This is a genomic window from Sphingomonas sp. P4_D12 (genome assembly GCF_056401895.1).
Genome location: NZ_JBFUIL010000006.1, coordinates 1 through 22,499 on the forward strand (window position 1 = coordinate 1; position 22,499 = coordinate 22,499).

A 22,499-nucleotide genomic window follows, 5' to 3' on the forward strand; every position below is an offset into this window, starting at 1 on the left:
GCGCGCCCGGGCAACCGCAAAGCGGCGGGCGCCTTTTGACGCAGGGCAGCGTCTCTCGTCGGTCACGATGCATTCTGCATCGCTCCGCTCCTCGTTCCTCGCCCTGCGCCAAAATCCGCTCCGTCACGGCGGGTCAAACTCACGTCATCACGCTCTGGGCACCCCGCATTCCCCCGCATCGTGTTGGAGTATCAGCAATGGATCGTCGCCAACTTCTCCTCGGCGGTGCCGGTGCCGGCGCGCTGCTTGCGATGCCCGGACAGGCGGCGGTTGCCACGCACGGGAGCGGCGATGGCGACGGCTTTCCGATGCCGGCGCCCCAGCGGCGCCTCCTGCCGCGGCTCTCCGAGCCCGATCCTTCGCGTACGCGCCTCGAATTGGGCTGGCGTTTCCATCAAGGCGACGTCCCGACGCCGGAGCCGCAGGGGCACGATGACACCTATATGAGCGTCAAGGCCGGCAATGCGCGCGGCGCGGCGGCGATGGCCTATGACGATTCGGACTGGGCGGAAGTGCGGCTGCCGCACGACTGGGCGGCGGCGCAACCCTTCGTCCGCACCGCGAACGTCTCGCAAGGGTATCGCCCGCGCGGCATCGGCTGGTACCGGCGCGCGCTGCGGCTCGACCCTGCGGATCGCGGCAAGACGATCGAGCTCCATTTCGACGGCATCGCCACCAACGCGACGATCTGGGTCAATGGCAGCCTCGCTGCGCATAATTGGTCGGGCTATAACAGCATCTATGTCGATCTGACGCCGTTCGCGCGCTTCGGCGATGAGACCAACATGATCGTCGTTCGCGCCGATGCCGATGTCAAAGAGGGCTGGTGGTATGAGGGCGCCGGCCTCTACCGCCATGTCTGGCTCGTTCGCCGCGCCCCCGTCGCCATCGTCAGCGACGGTGTCCATTGCGATCCGCGCCAGGGGCCCGACGGGCACTGGCGCGTCCCCGTCACCGCGACCCTCGCCAACATCGATCGCGCCGCCACGAGCGTGACGGTCGAGGCGGCCCTGCTCGATCCCGACGGCCGCGAGATCGCGACGGAACGGACCGACGTGACCGTCCCCGTGCTGGGACGAGCTGATGCCGCGCTGACTCTCGATGCAGACACCCCCGCGCGCTGGTCGGTCGAGACGCCGACGCTCCATATGGTGCGGACCCGCGTGCTGCGCGGTGGCGAGATCGTCGACGAGCGTCGCGTCGCAATCGGCTTCCGCACGATACGCTTCGATGCCGACAAGGGGCTGTTCGTCAACGACCGACCGGTCAAGCTCAAGGGAGTCTGCCTCCATCAGGACCATGCCGGGGTGGGTGTCGCGATGCCCGATGCGCTGCTCGCCTGGCGGTTGGAGCGGCTCAAGGCGATGGGTTGCAACGCGATCCGCATGTCGCACAACGCGCCCACTGCCGAGCTGCTCGACTGGTGCGACCGGATGGGTTTCCTCGTCATGGACGAGAATCGCAACTTCAATCCGGCGCCCGACTATCTCGCCCAGCTCGAATGGCTCGTCCGGCGCGACCGCAACCACGCGAGCGTGATTCTCTGGTCGGTGTTCAACGAGGAGCCGATGCAGGGCACCGAAGCCGGGGTGGAGATGGTGCGCCGTATGTCGGCCGCTGTCCGCCGGCTCGACGACAGCCGGCCGATCACCGCGGCGATGAACGGCTCGTTCTACACTCCTTCCAACGTGTCGTCCGTCGTCGACGTGATGGGGTTCAACTATTACCAGGGCGATTACGACAAGTTTCACCGGCTGAACCCGACCAAGCCGATGACGAGCTCGGAGGACACCAGCGCCTTCGAGACGCGCGGCGCCTTCGCCACCGATCCCGCCGGGCATGTCATCACGTCCTACGACACCGATGCCGCAAGCTGGGGCGGCACGCATCGCGCATCGTGGAAGAACATCGCCGAGCGCCCCTTCGTCGCGGGCGGCTTCGTCTGGACCGGGTTCGACTATCATGGCGAGCCGACGCCGCACGAATGGCCGACCATCTCGAGCTTCTTCGGCATTCTCGACCTGTGCGGCTTTCCCAAGACCGCGTTCGACATCCATAGCGCGAACTGGATCGACGACCGGCCAGTCGTGGCGATCGCCCCGCACTGGACCTGGCCCGGCCGCGAGGGTGAACCGATCAAGGTCTTCGTCACCAGCAACGCCGAGACCGTGGCGCTAATGCTCAACGGCCGCGACCTTGGCGTGCAACGGGTCGACCGCATCATGGGGAATGAATGGACCGTGCAATATGCGCCGGGCCGGATCGAGGCGCGCGCGATGCGCGGCGGCAAAGTCGTGGCGACCGCGGTCCACGAGACAGCGGGCGCGCCGGTGGCGCTGCGGCTTACCCCCACGCGCATGGTCATGGCCGGCGACGACGAGGACGCCCAGCCGATCACCATCGACGCGATCGATGCGCGCGGCCGTCACGTCCCGACCGCCAATCTGGCGACGCGCTTCACGGTCGAGGGTGCGACTTTATTGGGTGTCGGCAATGGCGATCCCAACAGTCACGAGCCCGAGCAGTTTGCGGGGCCAGCAGGCGAACGGTCGCTGTTCAATGGCCTGGCCCAGGTGATCGTCCGCGCCGATGCGGGCCGGGGACGCATCACCGTCCGCGCCACAGCGTCCGGGCTGAAACCCGCCGTGCTGAAGCTCGATCGCGCCGATATCGCCCCGCGCCCGCAGGTCGCGGTCGTTCCGGCCGTGTTGAAGCTACGCGATTGGCGCCGTTCGCCGACCTTCACCCAACGCCCCGATCCCGGTTTCGCCCCCGCCGATGGCGACAACAACAGCTGGGACTTCATCCATAGCGGCGACCCCACGCCCGGAGAGGCGCAGCCCGGGTGGCGCCTCTATCGAGCGCGCATCCTGCCCTGGAAGCGCATCGCGGCCGAGGGAGGCGTGATCGCGTTCGACGCGGTTGGCGGCAGGGCCGAACTCTGGATCGACGGCACCCGAACAGCCATCAAGGACGGCACCGATACCGCTCCCCTGCGCGCACCGATCGCGCCCGGCGCCGGACCGCGCATCGTCGCGCTGCTCGTCTATGCACCGGCTGGCCAGCCCTCCGGCATCCTGGGCCCGGTGGCGGTCACCGCGCGCTAGAAGCCTGACACGCCAACATTAGCCATTCGGTGTGCGGGTTGCATCAGCATCGGAGAGGGTCACGGGAGCCGCGGGTGCCAGCTTATAAAAGGCCGCCGCATTATTGTAGAAAATGTCGCTCTTCTGCTCCTCGGTCAGGAACGTCGCGGCCTCGACATGTTCAACCGCGAGCCCGATCCCATCGGGCCAGTACATGTGGTCGGACCCGAACATCACCCGTTTGCCGAAGCCGGCATCGACCAGCCGACGCAGATAGTCGTGAAAGGCCGGCCGCGGCAGCAGCCATGACAGCGCGCCTGTGTCGATATTGACGTTGTCGTAGAGCATCATCATCGCCTCGGCTTCTTCGATATAGGGCCAGCCACTGTGCATCAGGTTGACGCGCAGTTTCGGGTGCTTGTTGAGCGCGCCCTCCACCGTTTCGGGATGCCCGAACGCCGCTCGCGCCGTGCGGCAGCACGGGTCGAACGTGGTGCCCGCGGGCATCGTGCCGAGATGGATCGCCACGGGGGCGTCGAATTCCTCGGCGAGGGCCAGATAGGGGTCGTATTTGGGATCGCTGATCGACAGGCCGGCATATTGCGCGGTGATCTCGCCCAAGACCTTCAGCTTGCCCGTGGCGAAGGCGCTGCGCAGCGTTTCGAGCGGCGGCAGCGGCGTGTCGTCCGAGCCGCGGATGCCGGCGCCGGCGACAATGCGTGCGGGATCGCGATCATGCCAATCATAGGCTGCCTGCAAGCGGTCGCCATCGCCGCCGCTGACCACGCCCTTGACGATATTGTACCGCCGCATCTGCTCGAGACAGGCGGTGAGATGGTCTGCGCCGGTGATGATCGAGCTCTTCACGCCGGTGATCGGATTCACGATCGGCACGGGCAGCTTCATCGTGGCCGGATAGGCATGCATGTGGACGTCGATGATTGGCTTGCGAGCAGCATTGGCGGCAGGCAGCACTCCGGGAAGCGCGAGCGCCGCCACCGTGCCGCCGCCATATTTCAGGAAGTCCCTGCGCGCGATCTGCATATCATCACTCCGAACTGAAACGCGCCTTCGCGCCGTCCGGATCGGTTACCAAGCGCGCAGCCACCACGACATGACCCCGCAGGTCATGCCGCGATACAAAGGCGTTTGCGGAGTCGAAGCAAATGCACCGATTGCTGGGCGCTAGGGGTTGGGCGCCTGCATCCTCGACGCAACGGCCCCGTCAGTTAGTGAAGTCCCGACCCGCCGGCGGCAAAGCCGCCGTCGTCGGACGGGTTCGGCTGCGCCGACCCGCCGGCCGTGCCGGGCGCTCGCGCCGCAGGCGCTCGCGCCGCAGGCGCGACCGGCGCGGAAGCGTCGCTTCCGCGCCTCCGCCCGTCAGTACATATGCTGCCCGCCATTGATGCTCAGCGTCGAGCCCGTCACGAACCCGCCATCCTCCGAGCACAGGAACGCCACGCCGCGCGCGATTTCCTGCGCCTGGCCCAAGCGCCCGACCGGGATCTTGGCGACGATCTTCTCGAGCACATCCGCCGGCACCGCCGCCACCATGTCGGTGTCGATATAGCCCGGCGCGATCGCGTTGACCGTCACGCCGGCCCGCGCGCCTTCCTGTGCGAGCGCCTTGGTGAAGCCGTGGATGCCCGATTTGGCCGCGGCGTAATTGACCTGGCCATATTGCCCGGCCTGGCCGTTGATCGAGCCGATATTGACGATCCGCCCCCATTTGCGCTCGCGCATGCCCGGAAAGGTCGCTTTGGCCATGTTGAAGCAACCGCCCAGATTGGTGTCCATGACCTCTTTCCACATCTGGTAGGTCATCTTGAGGATCGTGCCGTCGCGAGTGATGCCGGCATTGTTGACCACCACGTCGACAGGGCCGAGCTGTTCCTCGACCTGTTTCACGCCGTCCTGGCACGCATCATAGTCGCCGACATCCCATTTGAATGCCTTGATCCCGGTGCGATCGGAGAATTCGCGAGCGCGCTCGTCATTGCCGGCATAATTCGCCGCGACGGTCATCCCCATGTCCTTCAACGCCAGGCTGATCGCCTCGCCGATCCCGCGCGTTCCGCCGGTTACGATCGCTACGCGTGCCATTTTTCTCTCCTATTGGCCCTGATTCGGGCGGTGTCGTCGGGTCGAGGCTATTGAGCGCTGATCCAACCGGCAAGTTCCCGCGACAGGATTTCGCGAAGCATCTTTATGCCAATCTCGCCATCGTTGAGACATGGAAGATAGGCGAATTGCGTGCCGCCCGCGGCGAGATAAGTGTCGCGACCCCGAATCGCGAGCTCCTCCAGCGTTTCCAGGCAATCGGCCGAGAATCCGGGCGCGATGATCGCAACCCTTTTGATTCCCTTCCCCGGCAGCGCGGTGAGCGTGGTATCGGTCGCAGGCTCGAGCCATTTGGCCCGACCGAAGCGCGACTGAAAGCTGACGATCAACTCGCGCCCCAGCGCTTCGCCGAGCAGGCGTGCGGTCTTCTGGCAATGGCAATGATAGGGGTCGCCAAGCTCGAGCGTGCGCGCCGGCATGCCGTGGAAACTCGCCATCAATGCCTCAGGCTCGAAATCGAGCGCAGCGAGCGAGGCGCGCACCGACTGCGCCAGCGCGTCTATATAGGCGGGATCATCGTGATAAGGCGGCAAGGTGCGGATCGCCGGCTGCCAGCGCATCGCGGCCAATGCCTCGAACGCCTTGTCGTTGGCGGTCGCGGTCGTCGCGGCGCAATATTGCGGGTAGAGGGGCGCGATCAGGATGCGATCGCATCCGGCCGCCTTCATCGCCTCCAATTGGTCGCCGATCGCCGGGGTGCCGTAGCGCATCGCCCAGTCGACGGTGACGCCGGGCCACGCATCTTTCAGCGCTTCCGCCTGCGCACGGGTGACGGCGGCAAGCGGCGATCCCGCGTCGGTCCAGACCTGTTGATAGGCATGCGCCGACTTCTTCGGGCGGGTGTTGAGGACGATACCGCGCAGAATCGGTTGCCAGGCCAGCGGGGGAATCTCCACCACCCGGCGATCGGACAGGAATTCGGCGAGGTAGCGCTTCACCGCTTTCGGACTGGCCTCGTCAGGCGTGCCGAGATTGACCAGCAGGATGCCGACGCGGGGGGGCGAGATCGGGGGATGATTGGGGGGAATCGTCATGTCAAAACCCCACCGTCATGCCGGGCTTGTCCCGGCACCCAACGTGCAACAACGGCTGAATTCCGTAGAGGAGGGTTGGTGTTCGAGCGAGATCGTGTCCCCCGGACACGATCTTGGCTTGCCGGGGGCAAGCCAAAGCTCGAACACGGGACAAGCCCGGGGTGACGATTGAGAGGATCGTCCAAAACTACGCTTCCCCAACCTTGAGCGGCAGGCTGCGAATCCTGAACCCCGTCGCCGATTGCAGCGCATTGGCGATGGCCGGGGCGACCGGCGGCACCGCCAGTTCCGACACGCCACCGGGATCGGCTTCGCTGGCGATCAGCTCGACGGTGATGTCGGGCATATCCGCCAGCACCGGCAGATCGAGATCGCCGAACCCCCGCACGGTGGCAAGGCCGTCCTTGAACCGGGTCGAGGCTCCGAGCGCCTGGGCGATGCCGAATACCAACCCGCCTTCGATATTCTGGCGGACGATGTCGGGATTGATCTGCCGCCCGCAATCGATCGCGGCGACGATGCGGTCGATCCCGATCGACTGGTCCTCCTCGATATGCGCTTCGGCGAACACCGCGATATGGCTGCCGCGAAAACTGTGGCAGGCGATCCCCTGCCCGCTCCCCGCCACACCGCCTTCCCAGCCGCCGAGCGCGGCCACCGTCGTCAGGCAGCGCGCCAGCCGGGCATTACCGCCCAGCATCGCGACGCGGAATGACAGCGGCTCGGTATTGGCGGCGTGGGCCAGTTCGTCGATGAAACATTCGGTGAAGAAGCAGGTGTAGCTGTGCGCGCCCGACCGCCAATGGCCCGTCGGGATACCGACGTCAGCAGGATGATGATCGAGCGCCCAATTGGGGATCTGGTAGAAGGGCGTGCCGCCGGCGACCGCATAGGCATCGCCATTGGCGGGCAGCGCCAGCGCGGCCTGCGCCGCCTTGTCGCTCGCCAGTAGCCGCGCGGCGAGTTCGTGCCCGGTCGACGGCGCGGCGATCTTCGCGAGCAGCCCGACCAGCCGTCCGTTCTGGTCGACCCGCCCGGTCATCCGTGCCGCGGCGGGCGCGCGGAAGCGGTCATGCACGCAATCCTCGGCACGCGACCAGGTCAATTGCACCGGCCGATCGACTGCGCGGGCGATCGCCGCGGCTTGCACCCCGGCGTCCGATTCGAGTCCGATCCCGAACCCGCCACCGATCGGCATCGGATGGACGATCACCGCATCCTCGCCGACGCCCATCGCCGCCGCGACCGCCGATCGCGCAAGCCCGGGGGCGAGCGTCGGCATCCACAATTCAACCGACCCATCGCTCCAGGCGGCAGTCGCCGTGCGCGATTCGATCGCGGCGTGGAGTGCCGGCGCGGCGCGATATTCCGCGCTCACCACTTGCACGCCACGAAAGGCGGCGCCGACATCGCCGGCGGCGCCGATCCGGACGCCGTCGCCGTTCAGCGCCGCGTCGAGCGCGCTGCGGATCGAATAATCGCTTGCCCCACCGACCGGCGCGGCAAATCGCGGGGCGAGTGCGCCGAGCGCCCGGTTGGCGGCCCACCAATTGTCGGCGACGGCAGCGACCCAATGCTCGCCCTCGACCACCTTCAGCACACCGCGCACGCGGTCCGCCGCGCCCTTGTCGGCGCTGACCAGCCGGCTGTCCGGCGTCGGCCCCTGGCGGATCGCGGCGAACACCATGCCGGGCAAGCGCATGTCGGCGGCGAAATTGACCGAGCCGTCGATCTTGGCCGGGCTGTCGAGCCGTTGCAGCGACTGGCCCGAAAGCCGGCCGTTTTCGCCGGCGCGCAACGGCAGCGGATCGGGCAGACTGCCGCCGACCGCCTCGGCCGCCAGTTCGCCGAACCGCAATTTGTCCTTGTCGTGAACGACGAAGCCCTGCGCGGTGCCAGTCGCTTGCCAATCGGTATTCCACCGTTTCGCCGCCGCTTTCTGCAGCAGCACGCGCGCCGCGGCGCCCGCATCGCGCAGATCGCCTTCGAACTGGCGCACCGATGTCGAGCTGGCGGTCAGCATCAGCGCCGACCGCGTGACATGGCCTTCGCGTATATTCTGCGGCAATCGATCGAACACGCCGTCGAACAATTCCGATGCCGCCAGCGGGTTGGCGTAGAGCGGGTTGAGCGGCGCCGGCTCGACCGCGACGGTGCGCCAGTCGGCGCCAAGCTCATCGGCGACGATCTGCGGCAGGGTGGTCCAGCTCCCCTGGCCGTGCTCGGCTTGCGGCACCGCGACGGTGACATGCCCGTCTTCGCCGATCTTCAGCCAGGCATTGAAGATGTGCTCGCCTTTCGCGGCCGTCAGGTTCGGGCCGTAGCGCCGGGGCCAGACTGTCCAAGCGATCACCAGCCCGACTCCGACGCCGCCACCGATCAGCAACTGGCGACGCGTCAGGCTTTTTTTGGGCGGGATTTCGTCGGCCATTACCGCTGCTCTATCGCCCGGGTGAGCAAGGGGGAAGCCTGCGGGTTGGCGGTATTGAGCCCCTCCCCTTCAGGGGAGGGGTTGGGGTGGGGCAGTGCCGCAAGCTAATCGCCCCTGGATAGGCCCCACCCCCAACCCCTCCCCTGAAGGGGAGGGGTTCCAGATGACTCATCCCGCCACCACCGCGCGATATTTGGCGCGCAGCCCGACCTTATCAATCTTCTCCGTCCCCAGCCGCGGCAGCGGGTCGGGCGCGATCCAGATCCGCGCCGGCACCTTGAACGCCGCGATATGCTCGCACAAAAAGCCCTGCAGTGCGGCTTCGTCGACCGTCTCGCCATCATGGAAATGGACGACGGCGCCGGGCACTTCGCCGAAACGCTCATCGGGCAGGCCGAACACCGCCGCCTCGGCGACCAGCGGATGCTCGTAGATCGCCGCCTCGACTTCCTGGCAACTGATATTCTCGCCACCGCGGATGATGATGTCCTTCTTGCGGTCAACGATGAACAGATAGCCGTCCTCGTCGAGATAGCCGATATCGCCGGTCAGGAAATAACCATGCTTGCTGAACGCCGCGGCAGTCGCATCGGGCCGGTGCCAATATTCGCGAAAATTGCAGATCGAGCGGATCGCCACCTCGCCGCGCTCGAGCGCCGCGACCTTGTCACCGGCATCGTCGAGGATCGCAAGATCGACCAGCGGCGCCGAGGCACGTCCGGTCGAATTGGGCTTGGCGAGATAATTTTCGCGCCAATTGCCGCAGCCGACGCCATTGGTCTCGGTCAGGCCATAGCCGATCAGCGGCGCACCCCCGCCCATTTCCTCGTTGATCCGGCGGACATGGTCGATCGGGCGCGGCGCCCCGCCGGCGGCGAAATCGGTCACCGTCGACAGATCGTAGTTGGCGCGATTGGGATGCGTCAGGATCTCGAAGCTCATCAGCGGGACGCCGACGAAATAGCTGATCTGCTCGCGCTCGATCAACCGCATCGCGTCCTCGGCATCCCATTTCGGCATCAGCACCAGCTTGCGGCCCATGGCGAAGCTCTGCAGCATCACCGGCACTTCGGCGGTGACGTGGAACAGCGGCACGTTGAGCAGGGTCGACGGCTGACCCTGCGGCGGATTGCCGTCCTCGGTCGCGAAACCCAGCATCATCAGCGCCTGGGTGAGGTAATTGAGCGTGCCCTGCAGCACGGCGCGATGGTCGCTGAGCGCGCCCTTGCATTGCCCGGTCGACCCGCTGGTGAACAGGATCGTGGCGAGATCGTCCGGGCCAAGCTCCGGCAGCGGCGTCTCCGCATCGACCGTTGTCGCGGCGAGCGCCTCGGACAGCGGCTTGAAATCGTCGATCACCACCACCCTGGCGGTCAGGCCCTCGATGTCAGCCAGCCTTTTGCCGCGCGGCGGATCGGCGAACACGATCGAACATTCGACCTCGGCCAGCGCGTTGGCGAATTCCTCCGACTGCCACCAGCCGTTGAGCAGCACCGCGATGCCGCCCGCCATCAGCACGCCCATATAAAGCGCGATCCAGGACGGCGAATTGCGCATCGCGATGCCGACCCGGTCACCGCGCTTGATCCCCTGCACCACCAACGACCGTGCGACGCCGCCAGCCTGGCCGTACACCTGTCCGAACGTCAGCCGCTCCTCGCCCGCCACCAGGAACGTCACGTCAGCGTGCTGGGCGCAGAAATGCGCGAAATAATGCGCCAGGCTGGGCGGCGCCGCGGCGATCGCCGGGTAGGATCGACCGCGCACCTCGATCTCGCTGACCGCCATCGGCGCGCCGGGGCCGGTCAGCTTCGCGATTCCGCCGTCCATCCGTAGATCCAGCGCGCTGGGCATCGGCATTCTCTCCACCTGGTCTTTGTCGACTTGGGACCCTTACCACCTTATGGGAGCGACAAAGCCCGGGGAAAAGCCTTGATCCTGCATGCACTGACCGCGATCAATTTCGACGACCTGCACCTCAATCCGGTGCTGCTGCACATCCATTTGTTCGGGCGCGATATATTCGACATCAAATGGTATTCGATTGCGTACATCGCCGGCATCGTCGTCGGCTGGATGTACCTGATGCGCATGCTGCGCGCGCCGGGCGCGCCGATGGCGAAGCGGCACGTCGAGGATCTGGTGTTCTACGCGACGCTCGGCATCATCCTCGGCGGGCGGATCGGCTATGTGCTGTTCTACGACACACATTTCCCCAGCCTGCTGTTTTCATTTGGCTTCTTCAAATTATGGGAAGGTGGGATGTCCTTCCATGGCGGTGTGATCGGCACCTCGCTCGGCATCTTCTGGTTCGCGCGGCGGAACAAGCTCAGCTGGCTCCGCGTCCATGACTATGTCGCCTGCTGCGCCCCGTTCGGGCTATTCTTCGGTCGTCTGGCCAATTTCGTGAACGGCGAATTGTGGGGCAAGCCCACCGATGCCAGCCTGCCCTGGGCAATGATCTTCCCCAATGCCGGTCCGATGCCGCGCCATCCCAGCCAGCTTTACGAGGCACTGCTCGAAGGCGTCGTGCTGGCTGCGCTGCTCGCCTACGCCTTCTGGCGGACCAAGGCGCGCTACGAGCCGGGCAAGCTCGTCGGGCTGTTCCTGACCGGCTACGGCCTTGCGCGCTTCACGGTCGAATTCTTCCGCGAACCCGATGCCCAGTTCCAAGGGACGATCTTCGACAATGGCTATCTGCACATGGGCCAATGGTTGTGCGTGCCGATGATTCTGGGTGGCATCTATCTGATCTGGACGGCCAAAGGCCGGCGCGATCGCGTCACCCCGATCGCCGGGGACGAAAGCGTCGCCTGAGATGGACGGGTCGCTGCCCGATCGGCTGTCGCGTGCCATCACCATGGCGGGGCCGATCCCATTGTCGCAGTACATGGCGGCGGCCAATGCCGAATATTATGCGACCCGCGACCCGTTGGGATCGGCGGGCGATTTCACCACCGCACCCGAAGTCAGCCAGATGTTCGGCGAGCTGATCGGGCTATGGGCCGCCGATCTGTGGCAGCGCGCAGGCGAGCCTGACATCTATTGGGTCGAACTCGGCCCAGGGCGCGGCACGCTGACCGCCGATGCGATGCGCGCGATGGGCCGGGTCGGGCTCGATCCGCCAGCCCATTTCGTCGAAACCAGCCCGACGCTGCGCGCCCGGCAGCGCGCTGCGGTCCCCTATGCCACCTGGCACGACGATATCACGCAATTGCCCGACGACCGGCCGATCATCGCGGTCGCCAACGAATTCTTCGACGCGCTGCCGATCCGCCAATTGGTCAAGGCGGGCGATGCCTGGCGCGAGCGGTTGGTCGCTTGTCAGGACCTGATGTTCCTGCCGATCGCCGGCAAGGACGTGCCCGCCAGCGTGATCCCGGAAAATTTGCGCGATGCGCCGGTCGGATCGGTGATCGAAACCTCGCCGGCGTCGGTGGCGATTGGTCGCGCGCTGGCGCAGCGCCTGATACTGCACGGCGGGGCCGCCTTGGTGGTCGATTATGGTTATGACGGTCCGGCAATCGGCGACACGTTGCAGGCGGTGAGCGGACACCAATTCGCCAATCCGTTCGAGGAACCGGGCAGCCGCGACCTGACCGCCCATGTCGATTTCGCCACTCTGGCCGCCGCCGCCGGGATCGAGGGCGTGAGGGTCGACGGCCCGGTCGGGCAAGGCGCATTTCTAACTGCATTGGGGATCGCTCCGCGCGCCGAGGCGCTGGCGCGATCGACGCCAGAAAAGGCCGAGGCGATCGCCGCCGATCGCGCGCGGCTGGTCGAGCACGACCAGATGGGAACATTGTTCAGGGCGATGGCCTGGACCGCGCGCGACTGGCCAATTCCAGCAGGATTCCTATGATCGAATATCGCGATGCTACCCCCGCCGATGGCGACGCGCTTGACGCCATGGCGCAGGCAATTTGGATCGAGACGTTCGCGCACGGCGTCTCGGCCGAGGATGCGGCCACCTATCTCGCCCAGGCCTATGGCCCCAACGGCAAGCTGCTCGCCGATCTGTCGAGCGGCGCGGCGCGCTTTCACCTCGCGCTCGTTGACGGCCGGGTGGTCGGCTATGCCAAGGTCAACCCGCCCTGGCTGCCCGATGCCGAGCCCAGCGCGCTGCAATTGAGCCAGATCTATGTCAGCAGCGATCAGCATGGCGCGGGCGTCGGCAAGGCGTTGCTCGACTGGGCGATCGCCACCGCGCGGGCGGGAGGCGCGACGGCGCTGCTGCTGACCGTGTGGGAAGAAAACCACCGCGCGGCCGCCTTTTATCGCAAGAATGGCTTCGACCATATCGGCGACTATGCCTTCGCGGTCGGTACGCAGATCGACACCGACCACATCATGCGGCTGGCGCTGTGAGCGCGGCGATCACCTATCGCGACGCGACGCCCGCCGACGGACCGGCACTCGCGGCGATGGCGCGGCGCAGCTTCACCGACACGTTTGGCACGCTCTATCGCCAGCAGGATCTCGCGCAGTTCCTCGATGCGGCGTTCGGATCGGCCGGGTTGCCCGCAGACCTGACCGACCCCGCTTATCGCGTCCGCGTCGCGACCGACGACGACACGATCGTTGGTTATTGCAAGATCGGCCCGGTCACCTTTCCCGGCGACTGGCCGGATAAAGCGATCGAACTGCACCAGCTCTATATCCTGGCCGACCATCACGGCGCGGGCCTTGCGCCGGTGCTGATGGACTGGGCGCTCGATCAGGCGCGGGCGCGCGGCGCCAGCGAGATGATCCTGTCGGTCTATATCGACAATCATCGCGCGCGGCGGTTCTACGAACGCTATGGCTTCGAGGAAATCGGCCAATACAAATTCATGGTCGGCGAACAGGAAGATGACGACCGGCTGATGAGACTCACGCTGTGACCGTCGAGATCAATCGCGCCCGTGCGCTCGATGGCGTGGCGCATGGGTTCCTCGGACGGCGTGGCGGAGTCTCTACCGGCATCACCGCGGGGCTCGATCTCGGCCGGCGCGGGCAAATCGAGATCGGCCCCGACCTTGCCGAGAATCGTCGCCGTGCGGTCGCCGCGGTGCTGCCGGGCGCCGAGCTCGTCACACTCTATCAGGTCCATTCAGCGGATTGTGTGACACTCGCCACGCCCTGGGACGATACCGATCGGCCGCACGCCGACGCGATGGTGACCGACCGTCCGGGCTTCGCGCTCGGCATCCTGACCGCGGATTGCGCGCCTGTCCTGCTCGCCGATCGCGCGGCCGGGATCGTCGGCGCGGCGCATGCCGGATGGAAAGGCGCGATCGGCGGCGTCACCGACGCGGCCGTCGCCGCGATGGAAAAGCTCGGCGCCGACCGCGACCGCATCGTCGCCGCGATCGGCCCGTGCATCGCGCGCGCCAGCTACGAGGTCGACGACGCGTTCCAGCACCGCTTCGAAGCCGACGATCCCGCCAACGAACGCTTCTTCGCGCCCGGCCGCGACGGCCACGCGCAGTTCGACCTGGAAGGCTATGTCGCGCATCGCCTCGCCGCCGCCGGGGTGCGGACCATCGAAATGATGGGGCTCGACACTTATGCCGACGCGGATCGTTTCTACAGCTTCCGCCGCGCGACGCACCGGGGTGAGCCCGATTATGGACGACAGATTTCGATCATCGGGATTTAGTTTCTTCTGAAACCACACGGCGCTACAGCGTCGGCCAAAGGAGTAGATGATGTCCAAGAAGCCGACCCAGACCGAAGCCGATTTGACCGGGGTCGAGGCCCTCGCACCCAAGAAGACCGAGCCGGCATCGATCGGCGGGCGGCAACTCAAGCCATCGACCTTGATGATGGGCCATGGCTATGATCCGACACTGTCCGAAGGATCGCTCAAGCCGCCGATCTTCCTGACCTCGACCTTCGTGTTCCCCAACGCCGCCGCCGGCAAGCGCCATTTCGAGGGCGTGACGGGTAAGCGCCCGGGTGGCGCCGAGGGTTTGGTCTATTCGCGCTTCAACGGCCCAAACCAGGAAATCCTCGAGGATCGCCTGGGCATCTGGGAAGGCGCCGAGGATGCGCTTGCCTTCTCCTCAGGTATGTCGGCAATCGCGACCCTGTTTCTCGCCATGGTCAAGCCCGGCGACACGATCGTCCATTCGGGTCCGCTTTACGCTGCGACCGAGACGCTGATCGCACGCATTCTTGGTCGCTTCGGCGTCCATTGGCTCGACTTCCCGGCCGGCGCGACGCGCGCCGAGATCGACGCGGTGCTGCAAAAGGCGTCGTCGGGCAATGTCCCGCTGATCTATCTCGAAAGCCCGGCCAACCCGACCAACGCTTTGGTCGATGTCGAGGCGGTCGCCGCCAGCCGCGACGCGATCTTCACCGGCGCCAACAAGCCGCCGATCGCGATCGACAATACCTTCCTGGGGCCACTGTGGCACAAGCCGCTCGAACATGGCGCCGACATCGTCGTCTATTCGCTGACCAAATATGCCGGCGGCCATTCGGACCTCGTCGCAGGCGGCGTGCTCGGGTCGAAGGAGCACATCAACACGATCCGATTGATGCGCAACACGATCGGCACGATCTGCGATCCCAACACCGCCTGGATGCTGCTGCGCAGCCTGGAGACGCTCGAACTGCGAATGAGCCGCGCCGGCGAGAATGCCGTCAAGGTCTGCGAATTCCTGCGCGATCATCCCAAGGTCGAAAAGGTCGGCTATCTCGGCTTCCTCAAGGACGGCAAGGACAAGCGCCAGGCGGATATCTACGAGCGGCATTGCTCGGGCGCCGGGTCGACCTTCTCGCTCTACCTCAAGGGCGGCGAGAAAGAGGCATTTGCCTTCCTCGACGCGCTCAAGATCGCCAAGCTGGCGGTCAGCCTGGGTGGGACGGAAACGCTGGCGTCGCATCCCGCCGGAATGACCCATTTGTCGGTGCCCGACGCGCGCAAACAGGCGCTGGGGATTACCGACAATCTGGTCCGCATCTCGATCGGCGTCGAGGATGCCGACGATCTGATCGCCGATTTCGCGGCGGCGCTGGAAACGGTGTGAGCGACCGGCCCGACAGCTACGCACACGTCCAGCCGACTGCGTCGTGACGTACGATCCGGAAGCGATCAGTCCGATCGACCTGCTCGGTCAGTTCACGACCAGTCTGTGGCTGCCGCATTATCGCGCCGGTACTTGGGGCGAATGGTCGCTACGCGTCGCGTTCCTCGCGGCCGGACGTGGATATTGGGGACAAACCTATGCCACGCTGGGCAGTGCGGTGCTCAGCGGCCCCGTCCGCGACGGCGACGCCACCTGGATGTCGATCGTCCCGATGGAGGTCGAAAGCCAGGAAATCGGCATCGCCGCCGCAAGCGGCCATACCGTGGTGCTCGGGCTGGGCATGGGCTGGGCCGCGGCCAATGTGGCGCTGAACCCCAAAGTCGATCGCGTCACCGTGATTGAGCGGGACGCCGACGTGATCGCGCTGATCGCCGAGCAGGGCGTTTTCGACCAGCTTCCCAGCGCCGCCCGCGACAAGGTAACGATCGTCAATGCCGACGCCTTCGACTGGCGCCCCGACGCCGCGGTCGACAGCCTCCAGGCGGACATCTGGGCCAAGATCGTCGAGCCCGGCAAATGGGACGACGTCCACCGCCTTCAGGCCAATATCGGCGCGAGCTCGCTCTATTTCTGGGGACAGGAGATGGAACTCTTTCGTCTCGCCTGTCGCGAGGCTGGCGGGATGCCGACCGACTTTTCCGACGCCGACGTCGAACGCCTGGCGGCGCAACCCGGCCTGCCGCTCGTGTTGTCTCGGGAATCCGGGCTCGCCGCGCGCATCACCGCCGGCGCGCCATGGTGGACGCCCAACAAAGATGGATGGTGGGAGGTGTAGAGTCACTTCTCCCCATTGTGACCTCAAACGCGATTTCGGGTGGCCAACAAACCGGCTATGACCGAGCCCGACTGACCTTGCAGCGGGGGAGTAAGGGCATGGGGAAGCCGTTCAATTTCGTCCAGGCCGCAATCCTGAAGGCGCTGGCCGAAGCACTGTTCCACGATACCGACATGGCGATCCCCTCGAGCCAGGTGGTCGCCAACCTCCAGCGCCAGTTCGCGCTGGTGAAAGGCGGCAAGGCGACCGAGATCGGGCTCAGCCTCTATCTGCTCTGCCTGGTGATGGGCGGGCCGTTGTTCCTGATCCTGAGCCCGGCCTGGCGCGCGCGGCAAGTCGCCAGGCGGCTCGAGCGCACGCACAACGACCTGATGCAGGATCTCGCCCGCGTGCGGAGCGTGGTTTATGCCGGCTATTACGGCCATTGGCAGGGCGAGACCCAGGACGATAACCGCGACAATCCGGTATTCGCGCAGATCGGCTTTACCCTGCCCGCTCATCGCGATCGCTCGGCGCCGGGCGAAGTGCCGATCACCGATTTTCCCGGCCGCGATTTGACCGATGCCGACATTCTGAAAGAGGCGCCCGACGAAGCCGGGGTGATCGTGATCGGATCGGGTGCCGGCGGCGCGGTCGCCGCAGCGACGCTGGCGGCGCAGGGGCACGACGTGCTGGTGGTGGAAGCTGGTCCCTTTTACCCTTCTTCGAAGATCAATCACCGCGAATGGGAAATGACCGCGCGGCTGTTCGTCGATGGCGGCGTGCAGACCAGCCGCGACCATGACGTCGTCGTGTTCCAGGGCCGCGTCGTCGGCGGATCGACCGTGCTCAACAACGGCATCTGCCTGCGCGTCAACCAGCCCGGGCTGACGCACCCGCAAGCGCCCGACATCTTCGCCAAATGGGCCGAGCTCGGCGCGCCGGTCGACCGCGACCGGTTCGATGCCGCTTATCGTGCAGTGGAACAACGCTTGTCGGTCGGTCCGATCGACGCGCGCGCCGGGCGCAATAACGGTCCGCATCTGCAACGAGGCTGGGCGGCACATGCGGCCGCGACGGGTCTCCCAGGCGACCAGTCTTCGCCCACGCCCTGGTTCAGCAAGAATTACGGCCCCGATTCCGCCGGAGCGGCATGCGCCTATTGCGGCTATTGCAACACCGGCTGCCCCTATGGCCGCAAGCAGGGCATGGCGCAGTCCTTCCTGCTCGACGCACGCAGGAGCGGCGCGCATATTTTGGCCGATACCAAGGTCACGGCGATCCGCTGGGAAACCCCGCTCGACTGGGACAAGCGGCGCGCGACCGGAGTGGAGGTCGTGCTGGCCGACGGCCGCAAGCATTTCATCCGCGCGCGTGAAGGCGTGGTGGTCGCGGCCGGCACGATGGCGTCGAGCCGCATCCTCGCGGCGAGCGGGATCGACGGCACCGGCACCGGTATCTCGCTCAACATCGCCTGCCCGGTGGTCGCGCTGATGCCCGGCGAGCAGTCGATGCGCAGCTGGGACGAGGACCAGATGGCGACCTATGTCGATCGCGGCGACTTCCTGCTCGAATCGCATTTCCAGCCGCCGATGAGCATGTCGACCCTGATGCCCGGCTGGTTCGGCGACCATGCCCAGCGGATGCGCAATTACGGCCGGCTGGCGTCGGCCGGCATCCTGATCCCCGCCGATCGCTGCGGCCAGCTGATCGATTCCGGCCTGAGTTTCAAATTGCGCAACGATGTCGAAATTCCGTTGATCAAACGCGCGCTGTCAGCACTGACCAAGGTCCATTTCGCGGCCGGCGCGGAGGAAGTCTATCCGGCGCTCGCGCGCGGTCAGACGCTCAAGCCCGGCGACGATGTCGATGCCTTTTTCGACAGCGCGATCAGCGAGGCCGACGATATTACTCTGTCGAGCTCGCATCCCCAAGGCGGCAATGCCCGTGGCAAGGATCGCGAGCATGGCGTGGTCGACCTCGATTGCCGCGTCCACGGCACCGCCAACGTGCTCGTCACCGATGCCAGCACCTTCGCCAGCTGTATCCGGGTCAATGCACAGCTGACGACGATGGCGATGGCGCATTACGCGACGGCGATCGCACCGTTCTGAGCGTCAGCCGGCCAGTGCGTCGTCGAGCAAACGGAGGTCCCTGCCCTTGGTTTCGCGGCCGAACCAGGCACACAGACCGAGCGCGAGCGCCGTCGGCACGATGATCAGCCCCGCGGTCACGCCCATCGCCGGGACCAAAGCGGTGATGCTGAGCGCCTGAGCCGCGACGCCGCCGCCTTTGGTGCACGCCGCGACCCAGCCGGTGGCGCGACCGCGGACGCGCAGTGGGAAGCTTTCCGCGGTATAAGGCAGCAGAATCGCGATGATCCCGTTCGATCCGACGATGAGCAATGCCACCGGCAGGACCGGGCTGCCGATCCCGGCGAACTCCAGCCGCAGCACGCCGACCAACCCCAACAAAGTGACGCCGATCATCGTGACCAGCGACCATTTGGTGCTCCAGCGGCTGTACATCAGCGCCGCGACGAACACCGTCGGAAAGGCGATCAGCGCCGATTCGGCAAGCAGCTTGCTCGACACCGCGACCGAATATCCCTTGGCGACGAGATCGGCGGGCAACCACAGCAGCAACCCGAAATTGACCAGCCCCCAGGCGATCGCCGCGATCGACAAAGCGGCCAACTTGCCGACCAGCTTGGCCCCGGTCAGCGCATGGCTCACTGTCCCCGCGGGCAGCGGCGGCAGCGCTGCCAGCCGCTTCGCGGTCGAGCCGAACCGCGCCATCACTGTCCGCGCCTCGGCATCACGGCCGCGCGCCAACAGGAACTTGGCCGATTCGGGAATCAAGCCGCCAAGCAGGACGAGGATCAACCCGCTCGGCAAATTGAGCAGCCACAATATCCGCCAGCCGAATTGGGGCTGGAGCAACGCGGACAGCCCGCTCGCGGCGAAATAGCCGCCGACCGCGCCGAGCCCGCCGACCAGCACCAGGCTCCAGCCGCGATGCTTGTTGGGCATCATCTCGGCGAGCAGCGCATAGGTCACCGGCAGCATCCCGCCGGCGGCCGCGCCCATCATGAAGCACATGCCGATATTCCAGGCGAGGCTGGGCATCGCACCGCAGATCGACGTGCCGACGAACATCACCGCCGACAACAAGATCGACGCCTTGCGGCCGTAGATGTCGGCGATCACGCCCCATAGCACCGATCCGGTCACGGTGCCGATCAAGGCGAAGAATGGCACCAGGCTGACCGTCGCTTTGGGCACGCCATATTCGCTGACCATGCCGGGCACGGTGAAGCCCAGCGAGGCAGGCTTCATCACGTCGATGATCAGCGCGATGACCAGCACCAGCATCAACCGCCAATGCGCCCAGCTCAACGGCGCGTCCTCGGGCGCGGAAATCTCGATCGCACCGCTCTCGGCCCGCTGCCTGCCGATGTCGCGCGGCAACAGGCCGTAAGCGGCGACGCCAACACCGGCGATGATCAGCCCCATGCCGAACACCATGTCCCAGCCCATCGCCATGCCGGCGAGCCGGTAGTGCATCGTCCGGCCCATCAGGAACATCGGGATATGCATGGCCACGCCGGCGGTCACCGCGACGCATCCCAGCACAAACGCCCAGAGCGCCTGGCGGTCGCTGAGCGTCGTGCTGAACCCCCTAACCGTCATGGATCAGCCGTCGCCGACGCGTTCGATATCGGCGCCGACCGCCGACAATTTCTCCTCGAGTCGCTCATAGCCGCGATCGAGGTGATAGACGCGGCTGACCTCGGTCTGGCCGTCGGCGACCAGCCCGGCGATGATCAGGCTCATCGACGCCCGCAGATCGGTCGCCATCACCGGCGCGCCGACCAAATGGTCGACCCCGCGCACGACGGCGGTACGGCCGCGCACCTGGATGTCCGCCCCCATTCGCGCCAGCTCGGGCACGTGCATGTAGCGGTTCTCGAAGATCGTCTCGGTCAGCACGCTGGCGCCGTCGGCCTTGCACAGCATCGCCATGAATTGCGCCTGCATGTCGGTGGCGAAGCCGGGAAACGGGGCGGTCGACAGCGTCAGCGGCTTGAGCTTGCCGTCCGACGATACGAACAGCGAGCTGCCCTTTTCCTCGACCTTGACGCCGGCGTCGATCAAGGCCGCGATGGTCGCGCGCATATCGTCGGCCTTGACCCCGATCAATTCGACGTCGCCGCCGGTGATCGCAGCGGCGCAAGCATAGCTGCCGGCCTCGATGCGGTCGGGCATCACGCGATAGGTGGCGCCGTGCAAACGGTCGACGCCTTCGATCTCCAGCCGCTCGGTCCCGACGCCGGAAATCGACGCGCCCATCGCGAGCAGCAGATTGCACAAATCGACGATCTCGGGCTCGCGTGCCGCATTCTCGATCACCGTACCGCCCTTGGCGAGCACCGCCGCCATCACCGCATTCTCGGTCGCGCCGACCGACACGATCGGGAAGGCGACGCGACCGCCCGGCAGGCGCCCGCCTGGCGCGATCGCCTTGACATAGCCGGCGGCGAGTTCGATCCGCGCGCCCATCGCCTCGAGCGCCTTGAGGTGGAGGTCGATCGGGCGGTTGCCGATCGAGCAACCACCAGGCAGCGACACCGTCGCCTCGCCCGCGCGGGCGACCAGCGGGCCCAGCACCAGGATCGACGCGCGCATCTTGCGCACGATGTCGTACGGCGCCTCGGTCGAGGTCAGCCGCCCGGCGCGCATCGTCATGACGCGGCCGAAATCGCTCGGCCGCGCGCCTTCGATCTCGGTCGACACGCCGAGTTGGTTGAGCAGATGCCCGAAGCTGTCGACATCGGCGAGCCGCGGCAAATTGCGCAGCGTCACCGGCTCCTCGGTCAGCAATGCACACGGCATCAGCGTCAACGCCGAATTCTTGGCGCCCGAAATCGGCAGTTTGCCCGTCAGGCGATTACCGCCGCGAATGAGGATACGGTCCATCCAAAGGCTTCTATCGCCCGCCGCACCACAAGCAAGCGTAACGCGTCTCTTGTGTTTCAGCGGAGCTGAAACGGTTGCCGCACCGGCCCGCTCCCCCACCCGACCGCCCAACAGCGTATTCTATGGGTGGTCGGGTGGGGGCGCATTGGATCTGCCATGCCCCCGGCATTGGGTGAACAGCGCGGGGCGCTGTTCGTTTCGCCGAAAGATTGGGCGATCTGGTTACTCTTACTCCGGCAGAACATGCGGCGCTCGAGCGGCTGGAGGAGCGCGAGCGACCGGTCCGGCGGGGTGCCACAATCCAGCGAGAAAATGATCGCGCCGGCGAGATGTTCATCGTTCGCAAGGGTATGCTGATGTCGTCGATGCTGCTCGACGACGGCAGCCGCCAAATCCTGCGGTTCTTGTTCCCCGGCGATGTGATCGCGCTGTCGAGCCTGGTCTATCGCGAGACGCCCGAGACGCTCACCGCGCTGAGCGACGCGGTCGTCGCGCCGTTCGAGCGATCGATGTTGAGCGACGTCATCGCGGCGCATCCGCGACTCGCGGCGCTGCTGCTGGTCTATAGCCAGATCGAGCGCGCGGCGCTGACCGACCGGCTTGCGGCGCTCGGCCGCACCTCGGCCAAGACCCGTGTCGCCGCGATGCTGATCGATATGCGCAACCGCCTGCGCGCGGGTGACAAGTCGATCACCGACACTTTCACGATCGGCCTGACCCAGGAAGAGATCGGCGACGCGACCGGCCTGACCGCGGTCCATGTCAACCGCATGCTGCGTCAGATCGAGGAAGAAGGGCTGATCGCGCGCGTGAACGGGCGTGTCACCTTCACCAACGAACGCGGGCTGCTGCGCGCGGCCAATTATATCGACCGCTATGAGGGTCTCGACCTGAGCTGGCTGCCGGCACCGCGTTAGAGCTCGGAGGGGGCGTCGGGGGGATGGGCAACCGTTCCCCCGACGTTAATTGGGTGCCCCGCCCCTAGCCCTAGCCGTCACCCCGGCCTTGTGCCGGGGTC

General features: G+C 66.2%; 17 protein-coding genes. 10 read left to right on the forward strand and 7 right to left on the reverse strand.

Features of this window, described 5'->3' with window-relative positions; translation table 11 throughout:
* Positions 1-197: 197 nt before the first annotated feature.
* Positions 198-3,107, forward strand: a complete 2,910-nt coding sequence (gene galA / locus AC1DSD_RS12580) for a beta-galactosidase GalA (RefSeq protein WP_478030484.1) — start codon at positions 198-200, stop codon at positions 3,105-3,107.
* Between the two features lie 18 nt (positions 3,108-3,125).
* Here galA and AC1DSD_RS12585 read toward each other — a convergent pair whose 3' ends face one another.
* The 5 genes from AC1DSD_RS12585 to AC1DSD_RS12605 all read right to left on the reverse strand — a co-directional run bounded on the left by AC1DSD_RS12585 (position 3,126) and on the right by AC1DSD_RS12605 (position 10,526).
* Positions 3,126-4,130, reverse strand: a complete 1,005-nt coding sequence (locus AC1DSD_RS12585) for an amidohydrolase family protein (RefSeq protein ID WP_478030485.1) — start codon at positions 4,128-4,130, stop codon at positions 3,126-3,128.
* Positions 4,131-4,466: 336 nt separating this feature from the next.
* Positions 4,467-5,189: an acetoacetyl-CoA reductase gene (phbB, locus tag AC1DSD_RS12590; RefSeq protein WP_066824678.1), complete on the reverse strand. Its 723-nt coding sequence runs from the start codon at positions 5,187-5,189 to the stop codon at positions 4,467-4,469.
* Between the two features lie 47 nt (positions 5,190-5,236).
* Positions 5,237-6,241, reverse strand: a complete 1,005-nt coding sequence (gene hemH / locus AC1DSD_RS12595) for a ferrochelatase (protein WP_478030486.1) — start codon at positions 6,239-6,241, stop codon at positions 5,237-5,239.
* A gap of 187 nt (positions 6,242-6,428) precedes the next feature.
* Complete coding sequence (locus AC1DSD_RS12600) at positions 6,429-8,672, reverse strand: xanthine dehydrogenase family protein molybdopterin-binding subunit (protein WP_478030487.1); 2,244 nt, start codon at positions 8,670-8,672, stop codon at positions 6,429-6,431.
* Positions 8,673-8,840: 168 nt separating this feature from the next.
* A complete protein-coding gene (locus AC1DSD_RS12605) occupies positions 8,841-10,526 on the reverse strand; it encodes a class I adenylate-forming enzyme family protein (protein WP_478030488.1) in 1,686 nt (561 codons plus the stop codon).
* A 78-nt stretch (positions 10,527-10,604) separates the two neighbouring features.
* Between AC1DSD_RS12605 and lgt the strand changes: the two genes are divergently transcribed.
* The 8 genes from lgt (at position 10,605) to AC1DSD_RS12645 (ending at position 18,616) form a co-directional block, all read left to right on the forward strand.
* Positions 10,605-11,489, forward strand: coding sequence for a prolipoprotein diacylglyceryl transferase (lgt, locus tag AC1DSD_RS12610; RefSeq protein ID WP_478030490.1), 885 nt, complete (start codon positions 10,605-10,607; stop codon positions 11,487-11,489).
* Between the two features lies 1 nt (position 11,490).
* The gene (locus AC1DSD_RS12615; protein ID WP_478030491.1) at positions 11,491-12,534 is read left to right on the forward strand and encodes a class I SAM-dependent methyltransferase; all 1,044 of its coding nucleotides are present in this window, start codon (positions 11,491-11,493) and stop codon (positions 12,532-12,534) included.
* Positions 12,531-13,040, forward strand: a complete 510-nt coding sequence (locus tag AC1DSD_RS12620) for an N-acetyltransferase family protein (protein WP_478030493.1) — start codon at positions 12,531-12,533, stop codon at positions 13,038-13,040. Before AC1DSD_RS12615 ends, AC1DSD_RS12620 begins: the two co-directional genes overlap by 4 nt.
* Positions 13,037-13,555, forward strand: coding sequence for an N-acetyltransferase family protein (locus AC1DSD_RS12625; protein ID WP_478030494.1), 519 nt, complete (start codon positions 13,037-13,039; stop codon positions 13,553-13,555). Before AC1DSD_RS12620 ends, AC1DSD_RS12625 begins: the two co-directional genes overlap by 4 nt.
* Positions 13,552-14,313: a peptidoglycan editing factor PgeF gene (pgeF, locus tag AC1DSD_RS12630; RefSeq protein WP_478030495.1), complete on the forward strand. Its 762-nt coding sequence runs from the start codon at positions 13,552-13,554 to the stop codon at positions 14,311-14,313. The genes AC1DSD_RS12625 and pgeF overlap by 4 nt, the downstream gene beginning before the upstream one ends.
* A gap of 49 nt (positions 14,314-14,362) precedes the next feature.
* The gene (locus AC1DSD_RS12635) at positions 14,363-15,688 is read left to right on the forward strand and encodes a cystathionine gamma-synthase family protein (protein WP_478030497.1); all 1,326 of its coding nucleotides are present in this window, start codon (positions 14,363-14,365) and stop codon (positions 15,686-15,688) included.
* A 43-nt stretch (positions 15,689-15,731) separates the two neighbouring features.
* The gene (locus tag AC1DSD_RS12640; protein WP_478030499.1) at positions 15,732-16,523 is read left to right on the forward strand and encodes a hypothetical protein; all 792 of its coding nucleotides are present in this window, start codon (positions 15,732-15,734) and stop codon (positions 16,521-16,523) included.
* A 98-nt stretch (positions 16,524-16,621) separates the two neighbouring features.
* Positions 16,622-18,616 carry a GMC family oxidoreductase N-terminal domain-containing protein gene (locus AC1DSD_RS12645; RefSeq protein ID WP_478030500.1) on the forward strand — a complete coding sequence of 665 codons (1,995 nt, stop codon included), beginning with the start codon at positions 16,622-16,624 and terminating at the stop codon, positions 18,614-18,616.
* Positions 18,617-18,619: 3 nt separating this feature from the next.
* Here AC1DSD_RS12645 and AC1DSD_RS12650 read toward each other — a convergent pair whose 3' ends face one another.
* Together AC1DSD_RS12650 and murA are read right to left on the reverse strand one after the other, a co-directional pair.
* A complete protein-coding gene (locus AC1DSD_RS12650) occupies positions 18,620-20,194 on the reverse strand; it encodes an MFS transporter (protein ID WP_478030501.1) in 1,575 nt (524 codons plus the stop codon).
* A gap of 3 nt (positions 20,195-20,197) precedes the next feature.
* Positions 20,198-21,481, reverse strand: a complete 1,284-nt coding sequence (murA, locus tag AC1DSD_RS12655; protein WP_478030503.1) for a UDP-N-acetylglucosamine 1-carboxyvinyltransferase — start codon at positions 21,479-21,481, stop codon at positions 20,198-20,200.
* Positions 21,482-21,699: 218 nt separating this feature from the next.
* Here murA and AC1DSD_RS12660 point away from each other — a divergent pair, with 218 nt between their 5' ends.
* Positions 21,700-22,398 (forward strand): Crp/Fnr family transcriptional regulator, encoded by a 699-nt coding sequence (locus AC1DSD_RS12660; protein ID WP_478031357.1) that lies wholly within the window; start codon positions 21,700-21,702, stop codon positions 22,396-22,398.
* Positions 22,399-22,499 lie beyond the last annotated feature (101 nt).

Coding starts and splice junctions, on each gene's coding strand:
- murA (WP_478030503.1), bottom strand. CDS start 21,481: ATGGACCGTATCCTCATTCGCGGCGGTAATCGCCTGACGGGCAAACTG.
- AC1DSD_RS12585 (WP_478030485.1), bottom strand. CDS start 4,130: ATGCAGATCGCGCGCAGGGACTTCCTGAAATATGGCGGCGGCACGGTG.
- phbB (WP_066824678.1), bottom strand. CDS start 5,189: ATGGCACGCGTAGCGATCGTAACCGGCGGAACGCGCGGGATCGGCGAG.
- AC1DSD_RS12600 (WP_478030487.1), bottom strand. CDS start 8,672: ATGGCCGACGAAATCCCGCCCAAAAAAAGCCTGACGCGTCGCCAGTTG.
- AC1DSD_RS12635 (WP_478030497.1), top strand. CDS start 14,363: ATGTCCAAGAAGCCGACCCAGACCGAAGCCGATTTGACCGGGGTCGAG.
- hemH (WP_478030486.1), bottom strand. CDS start 6,241: ATGACGATTCCCCCCAATCATCCCCCGATCTCGCCCCCCCGCGTCGGC.
- AC1DSD_RS12650 (WP_478030501.1), bottom strand. CDS start 20,194: ATGACGGTTAGGGGGTTCAGCACGACGCTCAGCGACCGCCAGGCGCTC.
- galA (WP_478030484.1), top strand. CDS start 198: ATGGATCGTCGCCAACTTCTCCTCGGCGGTGCCGGTGCCGGCGCGCTG.
- AC1DSD_RS12620 (WP_478030493.1), top strand. CDS start 12,531: ATGATCGAATATCGCGATGCTACCCCCGCCGATGGCGACGCGCTTGAC.
- AC1DSD_RS12615 (WP_478030491.1), top strand. CDS start 11,491: ATGGACGGGTCGCTGCCCGATCGGCTGTCGCGTGCCATCACCATGGCG.
- AC1DSD_RS12645 (WP_478030500.1), top strand. CDS start 16,622: ATGGGGAAGCCGTTCAATTTCGTCCAGGCCGCAATCCTGAAGGCGCTG.
- AC1DSD_RS12605 (WP_478030488.1), bottom strand. CDS start 10,526: ATGCCCAGCGCGCTGGATCTACGGATGGACGGCGGAATCGCGAAGCTG.